Origin of the sequence: Streptomyces sp. NPDC049687 (assembly GCF_044465285.1) — a bacterium.
Classification (GTDB): domain Bacteria; phylum Actinomycetota; class Actinomycetes; order Streptomycetales; family Streptomycetaceae; genus Streptomyces.
Genome location: NZ_JBITLN010000002.1, coordinates 632398 through 653012, shown reverse-complemented (window position 1 = coordinate 653012; position 20615 = coordinate 632398). Strand labels below are relative to the sequence as shown.

The following is a 20615-nucleotide window of genomic DNA, read 5'->3' as shown; positions in this document are numbered from 1 at the left end:
CTGCCCTCGTGAGCACCTCTCACCAGTGGGTCACTCCCCTTCGACCGGCACCTTCTGCGACGGCGGGACGGCGACCCCGTTGAGGGGCGAAGTCCCGCCCGGCGCCTGCCCGTTCTGGTTCATGGACGCCAGCAGCTGGCGTGCGAGACCCAGCCCCGTCCCGCCCATGGTGAGTGCCTTGGCGAACAGATCGGCCATGCCGTCGGCGCCGTTGAGCAGCACCATGTTGTCGACGTTGCCGAACGCGGAGGCGCCCGCCTGGACGATCTCCGGCCACTTCTCGGCGAGTTGCTGGGCGACGACGGCCTCCTGGTTCTCGGCGAGGGCGGCGGCACGGGCCTTGATGGCCTCGGCCTCGGCGAGCCCCTTGGCCCGGTTCGCCTCGGCCTGCGCGAGGCCCTTCGCCTGGGTGGCGGCGGCCTCCGCCTCACCGGTGGCCCGGGTCTCCGCCGCCTTGGCCTCGGCGACCGAGATCAGGGCGTCGCGTTCGGCCTCGGCCAGTGTCCGCTTCTCGTAGGCCTTGGCGTCGGCCGGCTTGCGGACGTCCGCCTGGAGCTGCTGTTCGCGCCGGCGCGCCTCGAGTTCGGCGACCCGCGTCTCCTCGACCACGACCTCCTGGCGGGCCGCGGCGTCGGCGAGCGGCCCGGCCTGCCGGGCCTTGGCCGCGGCCTTGTCCTGTTCGGCCTGGTATCCGGCCTTGAGGATCTCGCTGTCCCGGGTGGCCTCCGCCATCCGGCCGAAGGCCAGCTGCTCGGCCTCGGTGGCGAGCCGGTCGGCCTCCGCCTGAGCGATACGAGCGTCCCGCCGCACGGCCGCCAGGTGCGGGGCGGACAGGTTCTTGATGTACCCGGTCGGGTCCTCGATCTCGTGGATCTGCAGCGAGTCCACGATCAGGCCCAGCTTCTCCATCTCCGTGCCGCACGCGGCACGGGCCTGCCCGGTCAGCTTCTCCCGGTCGCGGATCATGTCCTCGACCGTCAACCCGCCCACGATGGCCCGCAGATGACCGGCGAACACGGTGTGCACGCGCTCCGCCATCAGCTTCTGCTGGTCGAGGAACCGGCGGGCCGCGTTGGCGATCGACACGAAGTCGTCGCCCACCTTGAAGATGACCACGCCCCGCACCTTGAGCGGAATTCCCTGGTGGGTCACGCAGTCGACGTGCAGTTCCGTCTGGTTGAGGTCGAGCGAGAGTTTGCGGACCGCCTGCATACCGGGCGTCACCAGCGTGCCCCGCCCGGTGACGATGCGGAATCCCATCCCCTCCTCGAGGCCTTCCAGCTTGTGCTTCGAACCGGAGATGATGAGCGCCTCGTTGGGCTCCGCGACACGCCACATCGACTTGAAGGCGCCGATCACGACGAGGACGGCGGCGACCGCCGCCCCGACGATGAATCCGACTTCCATGAGCATGCACTCCCCCAGTGCGGGGTGCCCCTCGGGGCACCGAACGTAAACGGGAGTGTGAGCCCGCGCACGAGCCGTGTACAGACACGGTGAACCGCTGTTGCCCGCTTGGTACACACGGTGCCGAACCGGCACACACGGCTTCAACCGCCGTACATCGCCGAGACGTAGACGGTCCGCGGCGGCAGGTACTCCACCACCGTGACCATCGTCCCGCGCTCGATGCGGTCCGTGCCGGAAGCGGGATAGGCGAGAAAGTGCTCGGCGCCGCCGCGCACGCGGACGATCACCTCGCCGACGAGCCCGGGCCCGACCGTTCCGGTGACCCGCCCCATGAGCCCGACCATCGACGTATCGTCCATGGTCACAGAGTAGGGGCCGAACGCCGTCACACCGCCGGGGTTTCCGCGGTCGCCGTCTCCGGCGGCCGGCTCTCGTGCCAGCGCAGCTCCGCCTCCAGCTGCGCCGCGAGCGACAGCAGCAGCGGCTCGCTGTGGGCGGGGCCGAGCAACTGCGCCCCGACCGGCAGGCCGGCCGGCGTGAAGCCGGCGGGGACGTTGACGCCGGGCCAGCCCAGCACGTTCCACGGCCAGGCGTAGGGGCAGGCGGCGATGATCGCGCGGTCGGTGGCGAATCCGCCCAGGTGCATCATGGCCCCGATGCGCGGCGGGGGAGTGGCCGTGGTCGGCGCGAGGACGACGTCGTACGACGTGAAGAACGCGCCGATACGGCGGTGGAGGACCTCCTCGGCGCGCCGCGCCGCCCGCAGGGGTGCCCCGGCGAGCAGCCGGCCCAGCCGGGCGGCGCCCCGGGTGCGCGGGTCGAGGAGGTCGGGGAAGGGTGCCTCGGCCACCCACTCGGCGATCCCCGCGGTCGCCCGGGGCACGAAGGTGAGTCCGATCCGCCCGTACGGCGGGTCGGCCTCCTCGACCTCGTGTCCCAGGTCGGCGAGGCGCGCGGCGAGCTCGACGACCCGCACCCGCACCTCCGGCGCGAGCCGCGCGGACACCGCGGTGAACGGCGGCGTCAGCGAGAGCGCGATCCGCAGCCGGCCGGGGTCGCGGCCCACCGCCGCCGAGGCGTCGATCGCGGGCGGCCGGTGCGGGTCGAGGTCGTGGTTGCCGCTCGCCGCGTCGAGGAGCAGCGCGGCGTCGGCGACCGTGCGGGCGAGCGTGCCGTTGACGGTGATGCCCTGGAAGGACTCGCCGCGCGGCCAGGTGGAGATCCGGCCGCGCTGCGGCTTCACGCCGACGAGATGCGTCCAGGAGGCCGGGATACGGACCGAACCGGCGCCGTCCGAGCCCAGCGCGGCCGGCACCAGGCCCGCCGCCACCGCGGCCGCCGAGCCGCCGGAGGAGCCGCCGGGGGTGTGCTCGGTGTTCCACGGATTGCGGGTCGCGCCGAAGGCCGGACCCTCGGTGAACGGCCACTGACCGAGCTCACAGGTGTTGGTCTTGCCCACGATGACGGCTCCGGCCGCGCGCAGCCGCCGTACCGCCTCCCCGTCCGCGGCGACCGCCGGGTGCGTGCCCGCGCAGCCGAAGGCGGTCGGCTCACCGGCCACGTCCATGTCGTCCTTGACGGCGACGGGCACACCCAGCAGGGGCTTGCGCACGCCCGCCGCCAGTTCCCGGTCCGCGGCCTCGGCTTCGGCGAGCGCGGCCTCGGTCCGGACGATCCGGAAGGCGTTGAGGGTGTCCTGGGTGGCCGCGATGCGGGCGAGCGTCTGCTCGACGAGCAGACGGGAGGTCACCTCCCCGGCGGACAGGGCGCGGGCGGACTCGGCCAGGCCCTGGGCACGGTCGAGCGTCATGGCGGGATCACCTCCGGGTGCATGGCGTCTACCGGAGAGTAACTCCCGAACGGGCGGAGCCGGACAGGTTTCGCACAGGTGGCGTCCGGGCGTGTTGAAACCATTGACGTGCACCTGCCTCGCCTCTACCTTCTGCACGACTTCTCGAACCTTGTTCGACATGTCGGACGTACGAATAATGCACGAGTCCCAGGGAGAGCCGCCCGTGACCACACGTCCCCCCGCGCCCTCGCGCCGCGCCCTGCTCCGGGCGATGGCCGCCCTTCCCGTCTCGGCCCTCGCCCTGGGCGAGCTGCCCGGGCTTCTCGGCACGGCCGCCGCGGCCGCACCCCCGAGCGGCTCCGCCACCCGGTACACGATCGTGCCGTTCCTCAACAGCAACGACGGCACGGTGAACGTCTACCAGTCCGACGACGCGACCGACTTCCGGCTGGTGCAGTCCTCCGCGTACACCCCGCCCGCCAACCGCATCCGTGACGCGAGCGTCTTCAAGCACACCAACGGCTACTACTACCTCACCTACACCACCCACACCTGGCAGGACGTCAGCACCACGATCGGCTTCGCCCGCAGCTCCGACCGGGTCAACTGGACCTTCCTGTACGACTACACCGTCCCGATCGCCAGCCTCTCCCGTGCCTGGGCGCCGGAGTGGTTCGTCGACAGCGACGGCAGCGTCAACATCATCGTGTCCTGCTCGGTGACGAGCGACGAGTGGATCTTCACGCCGTATCTGCTGAAGGCCACCAACTCCACTCTCACGGCGTGGAGTTCGCCGGTCGCCCTCTCGGGCATCGGCTCCAATCACATCGACACGTACATCGTGAAGACCGGCTCGACGTACCACGCCTTCACCAAGAACGAGACGGCGAAGTACATCGAGTACGCCACCGCGTCCAGCCTCACCGGCCCCTACACGATCTCCAGGACCGGCGACTGGGCCGGCTGGGGCAGCTACCGCGAAGGCCCCTCGGTGATCCAGCTCGACAACGGCGCGTGGCGGATCTTCTTCGACGGCTACGGCGACGGCAACTACTACTACAGCGACAGCTACGACACCTTCGCCACCTGGAGCGCGCCCAAGGCCCTGCCGGCGATCTCGGGCACGGCCCGCCACTTCACCGTCGTCAAGGAGACGGTGTCCGGCGGCCCGAGCATCACCAAGAACGCCACCCGCTCCTTCCGGTCGGCCAACTACTCCACCCGTTACTGGCAGGAGCAGTCCTCCCTCCTCAACCTCCCGGTGGTCACCGGCTCCAGCACCACCGCCGAGAAGCAGGCCTCCACCTTCACGGTCGTCGCGGGCCTTGCCGACTCCAACGGCTACTCCTTCCGCGACGCGGCCGGCAACTACCTGCGCCACTACGACTTCCGCGCCCGCTTCGACGCGAACGACGGCACCTCCACGTTCGCCAAGGACGCCACCTTCGTCGCCCGCACCGGCACGACGAGCGGAGCGGTGCGCTTCGAGTCGTACAACTATCCGGGCTACTACCTGCGGCACTACAACTACCAACTGCGCGTGGAGCGCTCGGACGGGACGGATCTCTTCCGCCAGGACAGCTCGTTCGTGCCGGTGACCGCCTGGGCGTGACGGATCACCAGGTGCCCGGGCCGCACGGCCCGCCGCGGACCCGCGCCGAGGAGGTCAACACCGCGCCCCTGGCGTTCCCGGGCAAGTGACCGCCGCCCTACGGGCGCAGCAGGTAGTGCGTGAGCAGTGACTCGGCCCGGTCCGGGCTCAGGCCCAGGGCCGTGCCGATCCTCTCCCACGGCACCTCGTCCTCCTGGATCGCGTAGGCCGCCTCCTGGGCGATGTCGGCGGTGAGGCGTTCCAGGGCGGTCGCGGCCTTGAGGGCGGCGACCGGGGCCTGTTCCGCCAGTGCGGCCAGCAGGTCCTCCAACTGGTCCATCAGCTGGGTGAGTTCGTCGGGAAGGGGGACGGTCCGGCGTTCCACGGCACGGATGTGCTCACTCCAGTCGCGGTACGCGTCACCGGTGTCCACGTCGGGCCGGGGGCCGTCCGCCGGCTCCTCCCAGTCGATCGGATACGACTCGCCCCGCCAGCCGCACGCGCACGCCGCGCGAAAGGCCGCGGCCCTCGGCCGGTTCGAGAGACCGTCGTAGGCCCACCATTCGCCGGTCTCGACACCGCTGTCCGTGCCGCCGCCGAAGCCCAGGTACACCGGCTTGGGTTCGTCGCCCCCGGCGAGAACCGCGCCCGCGATCCCTTCGTGTGACTCCCCGAACTGCTCGGTCATCCACCCCACGGATCTTCCCCCCTGCGTCAGGTCCGGTCGGCCCGGGTTCCCCCGGACACCCTGCGGGGCGCCGTGCGGTGACGAGTGCCCCGGCAGCGAGCATGCCCCGGCCCGCCCGCCCGTGAACGGCGCTCCACCCGGCGCATCGGGCCGGGGAACTCACGCCCGCCCGAGCCGACGTACGCCGCTACGGGCGCGGCCAGGGGCGGCCGCCGATGGCCTCGATGCCGTTGTTGAAGCGCCGCAGGTAGCCGGCGAAGGCGGCGATGTCGTCGTCCGACCAGTCGTTCATCACCTGGTCCAGGATCTCGACGATCCCCTCCCGCTCCGCGTCCAGCAGTCGCATGCCCTCGTCGGTGAGCCGGAACTTGCGGGCCACCCCGCCCTCGGGATCGGGGATGCGCTCGATGAAGCCGGCCCGCATCGCCGCCGCGGTCTGCCGGTTCAGGGTGGAGGCGTCCAGGCCGAAGGCCTCGCTGAGCTCCCCGATCGACATCGGCCCCTGGACCCTGATCCGGCTCAGCAGGATGTAGGCGCTGCGCTCCATGAGGCTGTTCTTGCGGCGGCCGCCCCGCTGGTTCAGGAACGTGTGACGGCTGAGCAGCATCTGCTCGTACTCGACCTCATGGGTGGGCGTCTCCATGGGGTCATCCTGGCATACGGGTGTGCAGGGACCACATCATGTGCTTGATACACACGGCATGTACGATGCACATCCTTCCTGCACACTTCATCGAGGAGTCCCCCTTGGACGCCCCCGCTCCCCAGCCCCCGGCCCGCTCAGGTGCCGTGATCGCCACACTGGCCTTCGCCGGCACCACGGCGGCGATCATGCAGACGCTGGTCACGCCCCTCATAGCCGAGCTGCCGCAGATCCTGGACACCTCCTCCTCGAACGCGGCCTGGGTGATCACCGTCACCCTGCTGGTGGCGGCCGTCTGCGTACCGGTCGTCGGCCGTCTCGGCGACCTGGTGGGCAAGCGCCGGATGTTGCTCGCCTGCTCGGTGCCGCTCGTCGTGGGTTCGGTGGTGTGCGCCCTCGCCTCCGACGTCGTGACGATGATCGTGGGCCGCGGTCTGCAGGGCATGGGCATGGGCATGGTTCCCCTCGGCATCGCCCTGCTGCGGGACGTCGTACCGGCCGAGAAGCTCAGCGGTTCCATCGCGCTGGTCAGCGCCTCCATGGGCATCGGCGGTGCCATCGGCCTGCCGCTGGCCGCCGCGGTCGCCCAGTACGCGAACTGGCGCGTGCTGTTCTGGGGCTCCGCCGCCCTGGCCGCCGTGGTCGCGGTGCTGATCTTCACGCTCGTCCCGGACGTCCCCGCCGGCGCCAAGGGCCAGCGCTTCGACCTGCCCGGCGCGATCGGCCTCGGCGTCGGCCTGGTCTGTCTGCTGCTCGGTGTCTCCAAGGGCGCCGACTGGGGCTGGGCCGACGGCACCACGCTCGGCCTGTTCGCCGGCGCCGTCGTGGCGCTCGTCGGCTGGGGCGTGTGGGAGGTGCGCACCACCGACCCGCTGATCGACCTGCGCACCACGGCCCGCCCCCGGGTGCTCCTCACCAACCTCGCCTCGGTCTTCATCGGCTTCGGCATGTACGCGAGCATGCTGGTGATGCCGCAGCTGCTGCAGTTCCCGGAGGCCACCGGCTACGGCCTCGGCCAGTCGATGCTCGCGGCCGGTCTGTGGATGGCCCCGGGCGGCCTGATGATGATGCTGGTCTCACCGCTCGGCGGGAAGCTCACCAACGCCCGCGGCCCGAAGTTCACGCTGGTCTGCGGGGCCCTGGTGCTGGCCGCCGGCTACTTCGTCTCCCTGGCCCTGATGGGCTCCGCCTGGGGCGTCATGCTGGTCACGCTCATCACCAGCGGCGGCGTGGGCCTCGCCTACGGCGCCATGCCCGCCCTGATCATGAGCTCGGTGCCGCTGACCGAGACCGCCGCCGCCAACGCCTTCAACACCCTCATGCGCTCGCTGGGCACCTCGATCGGCTCCGCCGTCATCGGCGTGATCCTCTCGCAGATGACCACGACCATGGGCGGCTACACCTTCGCCTCCGAGGACGGCTTCCGCACCGCGCTCCTCGTCGGTGGCGCCCTCGCCCTGGTCTCCGCGGCCATCGCGGCCGTCATCCCGGCCGCCCGCGCCGTCGCGGCGGGCAAGGACGAGACGGACCCGGCCGCCGAACCCGAGCAGGCCAAGGTCTGAGACACCGCGCGGGGGGGCGTCCGCACCAACGGACGCCCCCCCCGCGCCGTGTCACGCGAGGTCCAGCAACCCCCTGCGCACCGCCTCCGACACCGCCGCCGCCCGGTTGTCCGCGCCGAGCTTGCGGTACACGCGCACCAGATGCGTCTTGACCGTCGCCTCGCTCAGGAACAGCGCCTCGGCGATCGCCCGGTTGCTCAGCCCCTCCGCCAGCAGCCGCACCACCTCGACCTCCCGCCCGCTCAACTCCCGCTCGGGCGACGGGGCTTGAGCCACGAGCTCGCCCACGACCTCCGACGCGAGTCCGAGCGCACCGGCGGCGGCACCCCGTACCGCCCGGAACAGCTCATCCGGCGGACCCGCCTTCAGCACATACCCCCGGGCCCCCGCCTCCAGCGCGCGCACGACGTCGGCCCGGCCCGAGTAACTCGTCAGCATCACCACCGGGATCCCCGGCGCCTCGGCCGCGAGCCTGCGCACCGCCTCGATCCCGTCGATCCCGGGCCCGCCCCCGCCGCCGAACCGCAGATCCATCAGCACCACGTCCGGCGCCAGCCGTACCGCGAGCCGTACGGCCTCCTCCCCGGACCCCGCCTCGGCGACCACCTCCAGGTCCGGTGCCCCCTCCAGCAGCGCGCGCAGCCCGGCCCGTACGACGGCGTGGTCGTCCGCGACCAGCAGACGCAACGGAGGGCCGCTCACCGGGCGGCCGCTCGGACGGCCGGGCGGGCGCCCGGGCGGCTCTCCGACCGGGTCGGCACCGTCGCCCGCACACACGTCCCGCGACCCGGCGAGCTGCCGACGTCGAGGTCGCCCCCGCACTCGCGCAGCCGCGCCCGGGCGGCGGGCAGTCCGAGACCCCGGGCGGCCTGGGACGGGATGCCCGTGCGGCCGGCCTCGAACCCCGCGCCGTCGTCCCGCACTTCGAGCTCCACCCGGTCCGCCTGGGCCTGCAGGGTGACCTGTACGTTCACCGCGCGCGCGTGTTCGCGCACATTGGCCAGCGTGCTCTGCGCGACCCGGAACAGGGTCGCCGCCGCACGCGCGTCGAGAGCCGGCTGCCGCGCACCGACGGTGCTGAACCGGACCCGGGCCGCCGCGCCCTCCGCCTCGGCCCGGGCGCACAGCAGCCGCAGCGCTCCCTCGAGACCGGCCTCGTCCACGGCGGACGGTGTCAGGTCGCGGATGATCCTGCGGGTCTCGGCGAGATTGGCGTGCAGCCCGTCGGCGACGGCCCGCATCCGGGCGCGCGCCACCTCCGGGCGCGCGTCCCAGTCCCGGTCGGCCGCTTGCAACAGCATGACGCCGCCGGAGAGTTCCTGGGCCAGCGTGTCGTGCAGGTCCCGGGCGATCCGGGCCCGCTCGGCCAGCATCCCGGCCTGCCGCTGCTGCCGGGCCAGGACATCGCGTGTCCCGCGCAACTCCTCGACCAGACGCAGCCGTTCGGCGGAGTCACGCTGCTGGGAGCGGTAGAGGGCGACCGTGCCCCACACGGCCGCCACCGGGATCAGGACGATCTCCGGATCGAACCGCCCGGCGCTGCGGACGAGCTGCCCGGCGAGTACGACCGTGAGGGCGGCCACCGTCACCCCGGCCGCCCGCCTCTCGAGCACCCGCAGCGCCGCACAGGCCAGCGGCAGGGCGCCCCACACATAGGCGCCCGTGAGGGAGTAGGGAGCGAGGAGGACCAGCGTGGTCCACAGCCCCAGCAGCGCCGCGACCCACAGATGCCCGCCGATCCGCCCCAGCCGCGTCCCGGCGGCGAGCCCGCCCGCGTACACCAGCGCCAGCAGCCCGCTGACGGTGACGATCTCCAAGCACAGCCCGATCCTCAGCTGCACGAGCCGGACCAGCCCGGCGCCGACCACGACGAAGAACGTCACATGGGCGAGGAGGGCGGGCGTCGGCCGGCTCCCGCGGACGGCCCTCGCAAGGGTACGGACGGGAGCGCGATCGGACACGACGGACCCCTTGGACGATGATCTGTTCGAACAGGGGGTCCGAGTCTATCCGTCGAGGGACGGTGTGAATACCGTCCGCCTCCGGTCCTAGGCGCCCGGGTGCAGCCCGAGGAAGCCCGGTGTCGGGTCGCCCTTCACCTCGCCGAAGTACAGGGCGAAGGTCTGCTTCAGGCGCTCCACCTCGGCACGGTCCGACATGAAGCGGGGGAAGCCGTCGACGTTGGCGTTGGGGTACTCCCAGACCGGCTTCAGCCCGGTCGGGGGAGTGATGTCGGTCCGTACCGACCAGCCGCTGAAGGAGTTGCGCTGGGTGGCCGTGGACAGCTGCCAGTTGAGGTACAGCTTGGCGGCCGTGCTGTTCCTCGCCGCCTTGAGGATCGCCGCCCGCTGGCCCCAGGCCATGAAGGGGGCGCCGTCCGGCAGGACGAACTTCACCGGTCCGGTCGCCAGGGGAGCCCCGGAGCCGCCGACACCGATGGCGTGGGTGCCGGCGCGCACGGCTTCACCGGGGGAGTTGCTGCCGCGCGCGAACCGCACGTCCTGCGCGGCCAGCTTCGCCACCCAGTCCCAGCCGTAGTGCTTGACGTACAGCGAGTACAGGAACAGGACCGCGTCGTCGTCGTGCGGGTAGGACGAGGCGATCTTCCCCTTCCACTTGGGGTCGACGAGGTCCAGCGGGGTGCGCGGCGCGTCCGAACCGACCGCGGCCGTCCCGTACATGAAGCTGAAGGCGATCGCGCCGATCGCGACCCAGGCGCCCTGCGGGTCCTTGAAGGCGTCGTACACCTTGGAGAACCCGGCGGGCTTGTAGGGCAGCAGCCGGCCCTGGGACTTCCAGCGGACGAAGTCCTGCAAGGTCTGCAGCTGGACGACGTCGGGGACGAGGGTGCCGGTGGCGAACTGGTTGTCGACGCGCACGTCGTGGTACTTGCTGTAGTCCACGATCAGCGTGAGGTCGATGTCCGGGAAGGCCTTGAGGAAGGCCGCCCTGGTGCCGTCCTGCTGGGTCGGGGTGTCCCCTCCGGCGTAGATGACGAGCTTGCCCCCTTCCGCGAGGGCGGCCTGGTACAGCTCGTCGAGCGACCGGGTCTCCTCGGCACCGGAGGCGTGCCGGGAGGACGCCGGCTTCGCGGCTGCCGGGGACGCCGAGGCGGGGGGCGTGCCGAGGGCGCCGAGGCCGAGGGCGGCACCCGCGCCGGTCGCGAGGACACGCCTTCTGCTGGGAGAGCTGGGCATGGTGCGGAGACCTCTCTGATCTCTGAGGGGGGTGGGGGACCGGGCGCCGCGGTCGCTGCCGATTCTGCTGTGCCCGAGCTGTGCCGCGCGTCGTCCGGACGGACCGGATGACAGGCGTCCGGTGGAATCCCCGTTCAACCGAACGGTTGAACACCCCCTGCGGGGCACGGCTCTACGGCCGTGCCAGCCGCCGCATGGTCAGCGCGAGGTGCAGCCGCAGCCGGCCCTGCGGGGTACGCACCGGCCAGCCCAGCAGGTGCTCGGCGTGGGCCAGCCGGTCCTGGAGCGTGGAGTGGTGCACATTGGCCTCGGCCGCCGCCGCCCGCAGACTCGCCGTCGCGGTGACGGCGTACAGCGTGCCGAGCAGCCAGGGCGCGTCCGCGGCGGCCGCCTCCACCGCAGTTACGTCCGGCGGCGGCTCGGCGCCCGGCACGACCAGCTCGGCCAGCAGGGCGATCCCGCCCAGCTCGTCGGCGTACACGACCCGGGGCCCGGGGTCCTGCGCGGTCCCCTCGGCGGTGAACCGCAACGCGGTACGGGCGGCGTCCCAGGAACGGGGCAGATCGAGGACGGCCACGGCGGGACCGACACCGGTCCGGACGCCGGGTGCCCCGGGGGCGGGCCGCTCCGAGGGGACGACCCGGGGCCGCCCGCCCGGTGTGGCGACGGCCCGGGCGGGGGCGAGGGGGTCGAGGCCGAGGCGCCGGGCCGCGTGCAGACGGGCCGGTTCGGCGGCCGTGGCGTCCAGGAGGGTCTCGACCAGGGCGGGATCGTCGAGCGGGGCCCGACCGCGTGTGCGGTCCAGGACGAGGCGCGCCGCTCCGGCGGCCCGTTCCAGGATCACCGCGTCGACCACGCTGGGTGCGGCGTCGGCGCGTTCCAGCCACAGCGCGGGCGCACCGCCCGGCGTCAGCGCGGCGGACGGCCACCCCGGGTCCGGCGGCAGGTCCGAGTCCCGCCGGGCGCCGTCGGCCTCCACCCGGACCCGCACCCGCCGGTCGGCGTCGACGAGCCGCGCGGGCACCCCGGCCAGAACGGCGGCCCCGCGCACCAGCGCCTCCACTCCGGCCCGCGCCTCGGCCAGCCGGTCGAAGTAGGCGATGACCTGCACGGCGGCACCGGCGTCGGGGTCCAGTGCGGTCAGACGCCCGGCCAGCTCTTTCATACGGCCATCATGCGCCACGCGTACGTCGATGAGGAGTCCCGCCGTCGAAGCCGGACCGGACAACCGAGCGCCGGCGGTTCTGCACCCGGACGGGACCGTCGAGGTGAACGCCGGTCCCGTCGAGTTCTCCTGCCGCTGACCCCGCTCCGGGGCCTACTCCGCGAGCAGCCGTCGCAGCCAGTCCAGCTGCGCCGCCCGCGCCGACTTCGACAGCGTGGCCTGCGGGGCGAACCCGTCGAAGCCGTGGAAGCCGCCCGGCCAGACATGCAGCTCGGCGACTCCGCCGGCCTGCCAGATCCGGGAGGCGTAGGCGACGACCTCGTCCCGGAAGGTCTCGGCGGAGCCGACGTCGAGGAAGGCCGGGGGCAGCCCGGCGAGGTCCTCGGCGCGGGCGGGCGCCGCGTAGGGGGAGACGTCCGGGCCGCCGCGCCGCTCGCCGAGCAGCGCGCCCCAGCCGGTCGCGTTGGCGGTGCGGTCCCAGATGCCGATGCCCGCCATCTGGTGGGAGGAGACGGTGTCATTGCGGTCGTCAAGCATCGGGCACAGCAGCATCTGTCCGATCGGCTGCGGGCCGCCCCGGTCGCGCAGCAGCAGGGCGAGCGCCGCGGTGAGTCCACCGCCCGCGCTGGCACCGGCGATCAGGATGCGCTCCGGGTCCCCGCCCAGCTCCTTGGCGTGCTCCGCCGTCCACAGCAGACCGGTGTACACGTCCTCGGCCGGTGCCGGATGCGGGTGCTCGGGTGCGAGGCGGTACTCCACGGACACCACGACCATGTCCAGTTCCCGCGCCCACTCCAGGGGCACGTCCACGCCGACCCGGTTGTTGCCGATGACCATGCCGCCGCCGTGCACGTGGTAGACGACCGGACGGGGACGGTCGGGGGCCGGCGAGGTGGGACGGCAGATCAGCAGCGAGATGTCGGGGGAGCCCGCGGGCCCCGGCACCGTCCGGTCCTCGGCCTCGAAGGCACCGCCCACGGTCAGGTCCAGGTCGGCCATCATCGCGATGCCCGGCCCCTGCCGGACGGTCTCGATGTCCTCGGGGGCCATCCCCGGCTGGATCATCTCCTTGATCAGCTCCAGCGCGGCGGCGAGTTCCGGATCGAACGGCGGGGGAATGGGCGTCATGGCTTCTCCTCACGTGGAAACGCGGCGGCTCGTGCGGCCATGATCCGCACATCAGCCGTCCGTCGGAGCTCCGCCGTCCGGCGGAACCTGCCCGCCGTATGGCGGGTGGCCCCCCCGCGCCCTCCCCGCGCCCTCCACTCGGCTCCGCACCTTGCCTGGGCATGACCTCTTGTTCACCTGTGAGGGGTGGAAACGCGCGGCCGTCGTGACAACGATTTCCCCTCCCCACACAGGCATCAGGAGTAACCCAGTGAACGTCTCCCTCACCGTCTGGCTGCTGACCGTGGCCGCCCTCTGCGCGCTCGTCGCCGTCGACTTCCTCATCGGCCGCAAACCCCACGAGGTCTCGGTGAGGGAGGCCGGCACCTGGACGATCGTCTGGGTGGTGCTGGCCTGTCTCTTCGGGCTAGGGGTGTTCCTCTTCGGGGGCGGGAGGCCGACGGGCGAGTTCTTCGCCGGGTACATCACGGAGAAGTCGCTGAGCGTGGACAACCTCTTCGTCTTCGTCCTGATCATGGGGAAGTTCGCGGTACCCCCGCAGTACCAGCAGCGGGTGCTGATCGTGGGCGTCCTGATGGCGCTGGTACTGCGCGCGCTCTTCATCGCCGCCGGCGCGGCGATCATCTCCACGTTCTCCTGGGTCTTCTACCTCTTCGGCGCCTTCCTGATCTGGACCGCGTGGAAGCTGGTCCAGGACGCCAGGAAGGGCGGGCACGAGGAGGAGTACGAGGAGAACAAGCTGCTCAAGGCGGTGGAGAAGCGCTTCGGTGTGGCCGACCGCTACCACGGCACCAAGCTGTGGATCGAGCGCGACGGCAAGCGGGTCATGACCCCGATGCTCGTCGTGATGCTCGCGATCGGCTCCACCGACGTGCTCTTCGCCCTCGACTCCATCCCCGCCGTCTACGGGCTCACCGAGGACCCGTACATCGTGTTCACCGCCAACGCCTTCGCGCTGATGGGCCTCAGGCAGCTGTACTTCCTCATCGGCGGCCTGCTGGAGAAGCTGGTGCACCTCAGCCACGGCCTGTCGATCATCCTGGGCTTCATCGGCGTCAAGCTGCTGCTGCACGCGCTGCACGAGTCCGGCGTCCACGTCCCCGAGATCGGCATCCCGGTCTCGCTCGGCTTCATCGTGCTGGTCCTCGCGGTCACGACGGTCACCAGCCTGCGGGCGGCCAAGCGGCGGGAACAGGAGGCACAGGCGGCCGCTACGCCTTAGGCGCGGCCTCCGCCCGCATCATCACGCAGTCGAACTCGATCACGCGCCCGGTGGTCGCCTCGCGCGTCACCGGGTACATCCCGGTGATGCCGAAGCCCTCCGCCTCGTACGCGGCGACCGCCTCGGCCATTCCCGGGCTGCCCTCGTACAGCCGCAGACACGCGACCTCGGACTGCATGCCCACGAACTCCCCGACGCGCTTGCCCGCCCCGGCGAACACCTCCAGGTCGTAGCCCTGGGTGTCCATCTTCAGATACGGCACGGGGTCGGCGAGGCCGTCCAGCGCCTCGTCCATCACCTCGTCGAGGCGGCGGATGCGGATCTCCTCGGTGTCGGACTTCTTGAACCGGCTGTAGCGGTCCTTGCCGTAGTCGCTGGGCGGCAGCAGCGAATTCATCGTCATCCAGCTCTTGTGGATCTCGGCGGTCGTCTCCTCCCGGCCGAGTCCGCACTGGTACACCCGCCAGTCGGGGTCGTTCCCGGCGGCCTTCTCCAGCTTGGCGAACGTCTCGGACGTGGGCTCGAAGGACACGATCCGACCGGTGTACCCGGCCCTGCGCAGCCGCTTGGCGTACTGGCCGGTGTTGGCGCCGACGTCGAAGACGCAGTTGACGCCGTACAGCTGGAGCATGGCGGTGACATGCTGGACGCACAGGTACTCGGCAGCGGAAAGCTGCAGTTTGCGCTCGTCCTGGTGCTCCGGGTCCTCCATGAGGAGCACGGCACCGGTGTCGCCGAGCGGAACCACGCCCTTCTTCGACACCTCGCTCCGGGCACCGTCGCGCGTCCGCCGCAGGATCCAGGTGTCCTTGTCCACACCGGTCACCCGGTACGGGCCGCCGCGTCGGGAGAGCACCTTCGTCCCCTGGCCGACGTCGGTCACCTGGTAGGGGCCGCCGCGCCGGGACACCACCGCCGTACCCGGGCCGAGGTCGGTCACCTGAAAGCCGATACGGGGCATCAGTTCGAGCAGTCGTCGATAAAGGGTCTGCATCCCTCAAGCCTTATCAGACGAGGTGGGCCGCGGTCTGCGCCTTGGACGACATTGGGCAACTGGTTACCCAGTGGAAACGCGCGCCGTCCCCGACCGGCAGCCTTGACTTCGAGAGCGCTCCAAGGTCTAGCGTCACCAGGATCGGTCAAGGCGCCGCGGGAGTGGAGACGGACATGCGCGTGGGTGTGCACATCAACCAGTTCGGGAACTCCGGGGGCGCGCCCGCGCTCGGGGCCGAGCTCGCCGCGGCCGGGCGGGCCGCCGAGGCCGCCGGGGTGAGCCGGCTGTCGGTGATGGACCACTACTTCCAGATGGAGTTCAACGGCGGCGCCGAGGAGCCCATGCCGGAGGCGTACACGACCCTGGCCTTCCTCGCGGCCCACACCTCCACGGTGAAGCTCGGCGCCCTGGTCACCGGCGTCACCTACCGGCACCCCGGTCTGCTCGCCAAGATCGCCACCACGCTCGACGTGCTCTCCGGGGGACGGGCCTCCCTGGGCCTGGGCGCGGCCTGGTACGACCGTGAGCACGAGGGGCTCGGCGTGCCGTTCCCGCCGCTCGCCGAGCGGTTCGAGCGGCTGGAGGAGACCCTGCGGATCTGTCTGCGGATGTGGGACCCGGCGGACAACGGGCCCTTCGAGGGCCGCCACTACCGGCTGGCGGAGACCCTGTGCGTCCCGGCGCCCGTCAGTACCCCGCGCCCGGAGATCCTGATCGGCGGCATGGGCGAGCGCAAGACGCTGCGGCTGGTCGCCCGGCACGCGGACGCCTGCAACCTGTTCGCCTCCTCGCCCGAGGAGGTCCGGCACAAGCTCGGCGTCCTGCGCGGCCACTGCGAGACCGAGCGGCGGGACTACGACACCGTACTGAAGACGATCACCTACTCCGGCGAGGCGGCCACCGAGGGCGACCTCGACGCCTTCCTGCGCGACCTGACCGGCTACACGAAGCTCGGCATCGACACGGTGATCCTCGCGCCCCGCCTGGGGGAGACGTCCGCCTGGATCGAGCGGTTCGTGGCCCCGGCCGTGGAGCGGCTGGCCGAGCTGGACTGAGGGGCGGCGCGTACCGGGACACGGCGAAGGGGCCGCGGCGGCTGCGCCACGGCCCCTTGGGACGTCCCGGACGTCAGGCAGCGACCTCGCTCGCGTGGCCGTGCAGACGGGCCACGACCTCGGTCAGCTGGGCGGCCACCTCGGCGTCGTCGACCGGGTGGGTCTCGGCGAAGCGGGTCAGGGAGCCCGGGATGGAGAGCTTGAGGTCCTCGATGACCTTGCCGCCGGCGATGCCCACGGACTTGCGGGCCTCGTCCTGGGCCCACACGCCGCCGAACTGGCCGAAGGCGGTGCCGACCACGGCGACGGGCTTGCCGCCGAAGGCACCGGCGCCGTACGGGCGGGACAGCCAGTCGATGGCGTTCTTCAGGACGGCCGGGATCGTGCCGTTGTACTCGGGGGAGAAGAGCAGGAACGCGTCGGCGGCCTGCGCGGCCTCGCGCAGCTTGGCGGCGGCGGCCGGGACGCTGCCCTCGACGTCGATGTCCTCGTTGTAGAACGGGACATCGGCCAGGCCCTCGTAGAGCTCGACCTCGGCGCCCTCGGGAGCGACCTTGACGGCAGCCTCGGCGAGCTGGCGGTTGGTCGAACCGGCGCGGAGGCTGCCGACGAGCGCGAGGATGCGGACAGACATGGGAACTCCCAGGAAGCTGAAACACGGCGTTTACGATCCGGACCGAGGTCCGTTTAATGTTCTAGCACCCTAACCGGACCGCGGTCCAGTTTCATTCCCAGTGCTTTACGCTGAGTTCATGTCCATGCTTCTGCCCCCACGCCCGGAGCCCGAAGAGAGGACCGGTGAGCCCGAGCTGCTCCAGCTGGGGACGACCGGCGACGAGCCGTGCCTGCGGGCCGACGCGGCCCGCAACCGCGCCCGGCTGCTGGATGCCGCCGCCCGGCTGATCGCCGAGCACGGCGTGGCCGGGGTCACCATGGAGGCGGTGGCGGCCGCGGCGAACGTGGGCAAGGGGACGGTCTTCCGCCGCTTCGGCGACCGCACCGGACTGCTGACGGCGCTTCTGGACCACTCCGAGCAGAAGATGCAGGCCGCCTTCCTGAGCGGCCCCCCGCCGCTGGGCCCGGGCGCGCCGCCCGTGGAGCGGCTGCGGGCGTTCGGCACCGCCATGCTGCGGCGCTGTGTCGACCAGCTGGACCTGCAATTGGCGGCCGAGCCCGGCCCGGACCGCCGCTACTCGCTGCCCGTCCACCGCGTCCACCACAGCCACCTGCTGCTGCTCCTGCGCCAGGCGCTGCCCCGCGCGGACCACGAACTCCTCGCCCACACGCTGATGGGCTACCTCAACCCGGCCCTGGTCCACCATCTGACCCGGCAGCGCGGGGTGCCCCTGGCGCGGCTGGAGGACGGCTGGAGCGACCTGGTGGACCGGGTGACGGCCCCTCGGCCCTGAGCCGGCCGGGGGTCGCCGACCCGTGCCCCCCGCGCGGCCCCCACTCACAGCTTCTGCCAAGATGCCGTACGTCATGGTGCAGATACCCAACACGCCCACGCCGACGAAGTCGCCGGCGCCGCGCTCCGTGCCCACGAGCGCCGACGTGGCCCGCCTGGCCGGCGTCTCGCGCGCGACCGTCTCCTACGTCTTGAACAACACCAGCGCCGTACGCATCAGCGAGCCCACCCGCCGCCGGGTCCACGAGGCCGCCAAGGAGCTCGGGTACGTGCCGCACGCGGCAGCCCGCAGCCTGCGCGCCGGACACAGCCGTATGGTCCTGATGCCCACCCTGCCCGTCCCGGCGGGCCCGCTCTACAGCCAGTTCGTGCACGACTTCCAGGGCGCGCTCAGCCGCCTCGACTACACCGTCGTCCAGTACGGCGCCACCGGTCTGCGTGGCGACGACGCCGCCCGGGCCTGGGCCGAACTGCGGCCCGTGGCGGTGCTGGTGCCCGGCCCCGGCATCGGCCCCGAAGGGGTCGCCGTCCTCAAGCGGTCCGGCGCCCGGGCCGTGGTGACCCTCAGCGCCGTGCCCGTCGAGGGCGCCCACGCGCTGCTCCTGGACCACGCGGGCGTCGGCCGCAGCGCCGCCGAGCACCTGTACGCCCGCGGCAGACGCCGGATCGGCGTCGTCGTGCCCGCGGAACCCGGCCTGGAGATCTTTTCCGGGCCCCGCCTGAACGGCGCCCGCGAGGCCCTGCACGGCACCGACGCGGCCGTCACCGAGCTGTCCCTGGCCTACACGGAGGAGTCCGCGGCCGCCCTCGCCGCCCGCTGGACGGATCTCGGTCTGGACGCCGTGTTCACCTACAACGACGAATACGGCATGCTGCTGATGCGGGCCCTGCAGGACGAGGGGATACGCGTCCCGGAGGACACGGCCGTCATCGGCGCCGACGACCTGATGCTCGGCCGGCTGCTGCGGCCCCGGCTCAGCACGGTCCGCATAGCGCTGCCCTCGGGCCGCGACCTGGCCTCCATCGTCGACCGTGCGGTGCGCAACCCGAGCGCCGAGCCCGAGTCGCACGACCTGTACGGAGCAAGTATCGTGCACCGCGAATCGAGTTGACCAGGGGCTTGTCATCTGACAGGACTAGGATGTTGCATGCTCAACCAGATGGGACCTCTGCTCCCCTGTGAGCCGTGCGTCCCGCGGGTCACCGATCGGAGAGCCATCCATGCCGCTGCTCGACCCCCAGACCTGGCAGACCTCGCCGTCCCGCGCCCTGACGGGCGGGGAGCACACCGTCACCGAGCCCGCCACCGGCGAGACGCTCGGCACGGTCGTCCTGGCCGCCGCCGAGGACGTGGCCCCGGCGGCCGAGGCCGCCCGGGCCGCGCAGGCCGAGTGGGCCCGCCTCCCGCACTTCGTCCGCGCCGGGGTGCTGCGCAAGGCCGGTGACCTGTTCGCCGCGCACGCCGAGGAGCTGCGCGAGTGGATCGTCCGCGAGTCCGGCTCCATCCCGGGCAAGGCCGACTTCGAACTCCACGTCGCCGCCCAGGAGTGCTACGAGGCCGCCGCCCTCGCCTCCCGCCCGGCCGGCCAGGTACTGCCCAGCGAGGCGCCCCGGCTGTCGTACACCCGGCGGGTCCCCGTCGGGGTGGTCGGGGTGATCTCCCCGTTCAACGCGCCGCTGATCCTCTCCATCCGCTCGGTCGCGCCCGCCCTCGCGCTCGGCAACGCGGTCGTCCTGAAGCCGGACCCGCGCACGGCGGTCTGCGGCGGTCTCTCCCTCGCCGCGGTCTTCGCCGAGGCCGGACTGCCCGAGGGGCTGCTGCACGTCCTGCCGGGCGGCGCTGAGACGGGCGCCGCGCTCGTGGCCGACCCGCGCGTCCCCGTCATCTCCTTCACCGGCTCCACCGCCGCGGGGCGCGCGGTCGGCGAGGCAGCCGGACGCCACCTCAAGCGCGCCCACCTGGAACTGGGCGGCAACTCCGCCCTGATCGTCCTGGAGGACGCCGACCTCGACGCCGTGATCTCCACGGCCGCCTGGGGCTCGTTCTTCCACCAGGGCCAGATCTGCATGACCACCGGCCGCCACCTGGTGCACGCCTCTCTCTACGAGGAGTACGTCGAGCGGCTCGCCGCCAAGGCGGAGTCCCTCGCCGTCGGCGACCCGCACCGCGCGCAGGTCCACCTCGGCCCGCTCATCGACGGCGGTCAGCTCGCCAAGGTGCACGGCCTGGTCGAGGCCAGCACGGCCGCCGGCGCCAAGCTCGCGGCGGGCGGGCACCACGACAACCTCTTCTACCGGCCGACCGTCCTCGCGGGCGTCGACGACGACACCCCCGCGTACGCCGAGGAGGTCTTCGGCCCGGTGGCCCCCGTGCGCCCCTTCAGCACCCCCGACGAGGCCGCCGCCCTGGCCGCCCACAGCGCCTACGGCCTCTCCCTGGGCATCGTCACCCGCGACTCCGCCCGCGGCCTGGACCTCGCCGAACGCATCCCCACCGGTATCGTCCACATCAACGACCAGACGGTGAACGACGAGGCCGTCGCTCCCTTCGGAGGCGTCGCCGCCTCCGGCACCGGCGCCCGCTTCGGCGGCGAGGCCAACCTGGAGGCCTTCACCGACGTGCGCTGGACGACGGTACGCGGGGACGTCGCGCCGTACCCCTTCTAGGGCGTGTTGTGAAAGTCCCGCCTGCCCGGCGGTGGGGGGGGGGCCCCCCCCCCCCCGGGGGGGGGGGGGGGGGGGCGGGCGCGCAAAGAATGG

At 72.3% G+C, this 20615-nt stretch carries 19 protein-coding genes; 7 read left to right on the top strand and 12 right to left on the bottom strand.

Going from position 1 to position 20615, the window contains the following annotated elements:
- Positions 1–30 precede the first annotated feature (30 nt).
- The 3 genes from ACIBVL_RS08045 to ACIBVL_RS08035 all read right to left on the bottom strand — a co-directional run bounded on the left by ACIBVL_RS08045 (position 31) and on the right by ACIBVL_RS08035 (position 3220).
- Positions 31–1413, bottom strand: a complete 1383-nt coding sequence (locus ACIBVL_RS08045) for a flotillin family protein (RefSeq protein WP_399093660.1) — start codon at positions 1411–1413, stop codon at positions 31–33.
- A gap of 137 nt (positions 1414–1550) precedes the next feature.
- Positions 1551–1775 (bottom strand): hypothetical protein, encoded by a 225-nt coding sequence (locus ACIBVL_RS08040; protein WP_399093657.1) that lies wholly within the window; start codon positions 1773–1775, stop codon positions 1551–1553.
- 20 nt (positions 1776–1795) lie between these two features.
- A complete protein-coding gene (locus ACIBVL_RS08035) occupies positions 1796–3220 on the bottom strand; it encodes an amidase (RefSeq protein WP_399093654.1) in 1425 nt (474 codons plus the stop codon).
- 205 nt (positions 3221–3425) lie between these two features.
- Between ACIBVL_RS08035 and ACIBVL_RS08030 the strand changes: the two genes are divergently transcribed.
- Positions 3426–4814, top strand: a complete 1389-nt coding sequence (locus tag ACIBVL_RS08030) for a glycoside hydrolase family 43 protein (RefSeq protein ID WP_399093651.1) — start codon at positions 3426–3428, stop codon at positions 4812–4814.
- Positions 4815–4911: 97 nt separating this feature from the next.
- Here the strand turns inward: ACIBVL_RS08030 and ACIBVL_RS08025 are convergent, their stop codons facing one another.
- A complete protein-coding gene (locus ACIBVL_RS08025) occupies positions 4912–5481 on the bottom strand; it encodes a hypothetical protein (protein ID WP_399094833.1) in 570 nt (189 codons plus the stop codon).
- A gap of 187 nt (positions 5482–5668) precedes the next feature.
- On the bottom strand, positions 5669–6124 hold the full coding sequence (locus tag ACIBVL_RS08020; protein ID WP_399093648.1) for a MarR family winged helix-turn-helix transcriptional regulator: 456 nt from the start codon (positions 6122–6124) through the stop codon (positions 5669–5671).
- A gap of 65 nt (positions 6125–6189) precedes the next feature.
- Here ACIBVL_RS08020 and ACIBVL_RS08015 point away from each other — a divergent pair, with 65 nt between their 5' ends.
- Positions 6190–7686, top strand: a complete 1497-nt coding sequence (locus ACIBVL_RS08015; RefSeq protein ID WP_399093645.1) for an MFS transporter — start codon at positions 6190–6192, stop codon at positions 7684–7686.
- A gap of 51 nt (positions 7687–7737) precedes the next feature.
- Here ACIBVL_RS08015 and ACIBVL_RS08010 read toward each other — a convergent pair whose 3' ends face one another.
- The 5 genes from ACIBVL_RS08010 to ACIBVL_RS07990 all read right to left on the bottom strand — a co-directional run bounded on the left by ACIBVL_RS08010 (position 7738) and on the right by ACIBVL_RS07990 (position 13176).
- Entirely contained in the window at positions 7738–8388 is a 651-nt protein-coding gene (locus ACIBVL_RS08010; RefSeq protein ID WP_399093642.1) for a response regulator, read from the bottom strand.
- A complete protein-coding gene (locus ACIBVL_RS08005) occupies positions 8385–9647 on the bottom strand; it encodes a sensor histidine kinase (protein WP_399093639.1) in 1263 nt (420 codons plus the stop codon). The genes ACIBVL_RS08010 and ACIBVL_RS08005 overlap by 4 nt, the downstream gene beginning before the upstream one ends.
- An 87-nt stretch (positions 9648–9734) precedes the next feature.
- A complete protein-coding gene (locus ACIBVL_RS08000) occupies positions 9735–10883 on the bottom strand; it encodes an ABC transporter substrate-binding protein (RefSeq protein ID WP_399093635.1) in 1149 nt (382 codons plus the stop codon).
- A gap of 172 nt (positions 10884–11055) precedes the next feature.
- Positions 11056–12048, bottom strand: a complete 993-nt coding sequence (locus ACIBVL_RS07995) for a helix-turn-helix domain-containing protein (RefSeq protein WP_399093632.1) — start codon at positions 12046–12048, stop codon at positions 11056–11058.
- A gap of 153 nt (positions 12049–12201) precedes the next feature.
- Positions 12202–13176, bottom strand: a complete 975-nt coding sequence (locus ACIBVL_RS07990; RefSeq protein ID WP_399093629.1) for an alpha/beta hydrolase — start codon at positions 13174–13176, stop codon at positions 12202–12204.
- A 250-nt stretch (positions 13177–13426) separates the two neighbouring features.
- Between ACIBVL_RS07990 and ACIBVL_RS07985 the strand changes: the two genes are divergently transcribed.
- Positions 13427–14398 (top strand): TerC family protein, encoded by a 972-nt coding sequence (locus ACIBVL_RS07985; RefSeq protein ID WP_399093626.1) that lies wholly within the window; start codon positions 13427–13429, stop codon positions 14396–14398.
- Here ACIBVL_RS07985 and ACIBVL_RS07980 read toward each other — a convergent pair.
- Positions 14388–15392 carry an FkbM family methyltransferase gene (locus ACIBVL_RS07980; protein WP_399093623.1) on the bottom strand — a complete coding sequence of 335 codons (1005 nt, stop codon included), beginning with the start codon at positions 15390–15392 and terminating at the stop codon, positions 14388–14390. The genes ACIBVL_RS07985 and ACIBVL_RS07980 overlap by 11 nt on opposite strands.
- 173 nt (positions 15393–15565) lie before the next feature.
- On the opposite strand from ACIBVL_RS07980, the gene ACIBVL_RS07975 reads away from it, so the two are divergent.
- Positions 15566–16447 (top strand): LLM class F420-dependent oxidoreductase, encoded by an 882-nt coding sequence (locus ACIBVL_RS07975; protein ID WP_399093620.1) that lies wholly within the window; start codon positions 15566–15568, stop codon positions 16445–16447.
- A 73-nt stretch (positions 16448–16520) separates the two neighbouring features.
- Here ACIBVL_RS07975 and ACIBVL_RS07970 read toward each other — a convergent pair whose 3' ends face one another.
- A complete protein-coding gene (locus ACIBVL_RS07970; protein WP_399093617.1) occupies positions 16521–17081 on the bottom strand; it encodes an NADPH-dependent FMN reductase in 561 nt (186 codons plus the stop codon).
- Positions 17082–17199: 118 nt separating this feature from the next.
- Here ACIBVL_RS07970 and ACIBVL_RS07965 point away from each other — a divergent pair, with 118 nt between their 5' ends.
- The 3 genes from ACIBVL_RS07965 to ACIBVL_RS07955 all read left to right on the top strand — a co-directional run bounded on the left by ACIBVL_RS07965 (position 17200) and on the right by ACIBVL_RS07955 (position 20522).
- Positions 17200–17856: a TetR/AcrR family transcriptional regulator gene (locus ACIBVL_RS07965; RefSeq protein ID WP_399093614.1), complete on the top strand. Its 657-nt coding sequence runs from the start codon at positions 17200–17202 to the stop codon at positions 17854–17856.
- Between the two features lie 61 nt (positions 17857–17917).
- Positions 17918–18967 (top strand): LacI family DNA-binding transcriptional regulator, encoded by a 1050-nt coding sequence (locus tag ACIBVL_RS07960; protein WP_399093611.1) that lies wholly within the window; start codon positions 17918–17920, stop codon positions 18965–18967.
- 109 nt (positions 18968–19076) lie between these two features.
- Positions 19077–20522 (top strand): aldehyde dehydrogenase family protein, encoded by a 1446-nt coding sequence (locus ACIBVL_RS07955; RefSeq protein WP_399093608.1) that lies wholly within the window; start codon positions 19077–19079, stop codon positions 20520–20522.
- Positions 20523–20615 lie beyond the last annotated feature (93 nt).

What these genes read in the sequence shown, in the direction of transcription:
- ACIBVL_RS08045 (WP_399093660.1), bottom strand. Translation starts at nt 1,413, where the DNA reads ATGCTCATGGAAGTCGGATTCATCGTCGGGGCGGCGGTCGCCGCCGTC.
- ACIBVL_RS08035 (WP_399093654.1), bottom strand. Translation starts at nt 3,220, where the DNA reads ATGACGCTCGACCGTGCCCAGGGCCTGGCCGAGTCCGCCCGCGCCCTG.
- ACIBVL_RS08025 (WP_399094833.1), bottom strand. Translation starts at nt 5,481, where the DNA reads ATGACCGAGCAGTTCGGGGAGTCACACGAAGGGATCGCGGGCGCGGTT.
- ACIBVL_RS08020 (WP_399093648.1), bottom strand. Translation starts at nt 6,124, where the DNA reads ATGGAGACGCCCACCCATGAGGTCGAGTACGAGCAGATGCTGCTCAGC.
- ACIBVL_RS08015 (WP_399093645.1), top strand. Translation starts at nt 6,190, where the DNA reads ATGCACATCCTTCCTGCACACTTCATCGAGGAGTCCCCCTTGGACGCC.
- ACIBVL_RS08000 (WP_399093635.1), bottom strand. Translation starts at nt 10,883, where the DNA reads ATGCCCAGCTCTCCCAGCAGAAGGCGTGTCCTCGCGACCGGCGCGGGT.
- ACIBVL_RS07995 (WP_399093632.1), bottom strand. Translation starts at nt 12,048, where the DNA reads ATGAAAGAGCTGGCCGGGCGTCTGACCGCACTGGACCCCGACGCCGGT.
- ACIBVL_RS07990 (WP_399093629.1), bottom strand. Translation starts at nt 13,176, where the DNA reads ATGACGCCCATTCCCCCGCCGTTCGATCCGGAACTCGCCGCCGCGCTG.
- ACIBVL_RS07980 (WP_399093623.1), bottom strand. Translation starts at nt 15,392, where the DNA reads ATGCAGACCCTTTATCGACGACTGCTCGAACTGATGCCCCGTATCGGC.
- ACIBVL_RS07975 (WP_399093620.1), top strand. Translation starts at nt 15,566, where the DNA reads ATGCGCGTGGGTGTGCACATCAACCAGTTCGGGAACTCCGGGGGCGCG.
- ACIBVL_RS07970 (WP_399093617.1), bottom strand. Translation starts at nt 17,081, where the DNA reads ATGTCTGTCCGCATCCTCGCGCTCGTCGGCAGCCTCCGCGCCGGTTCG.
- ACIBVL_RS07965 (WP_399093614.1), top strand. Translation starts at nt 17,200, where the DNA reads ATGTCCATGCTTCTGCCCCCACGCCCGGAGCCCGAAGAGAGGACCGGT.
- ACIBVL_RS07960 (WP_399093611.1), top strand. Translation starts at nt 17,918, where the DNA reads ATGCCGTACGTCATGGTGCAGATACCCAACACGCCCACGCCGACGAAG.
- ACIBVL_RS07955 (WP_399093608.1), top strand. Translation starts at nt 19,077, where the DNA reads ATGCCGCTGCTCGACCCCCAGACCTGGCAGACCTCGCCGTCCCGCGCC.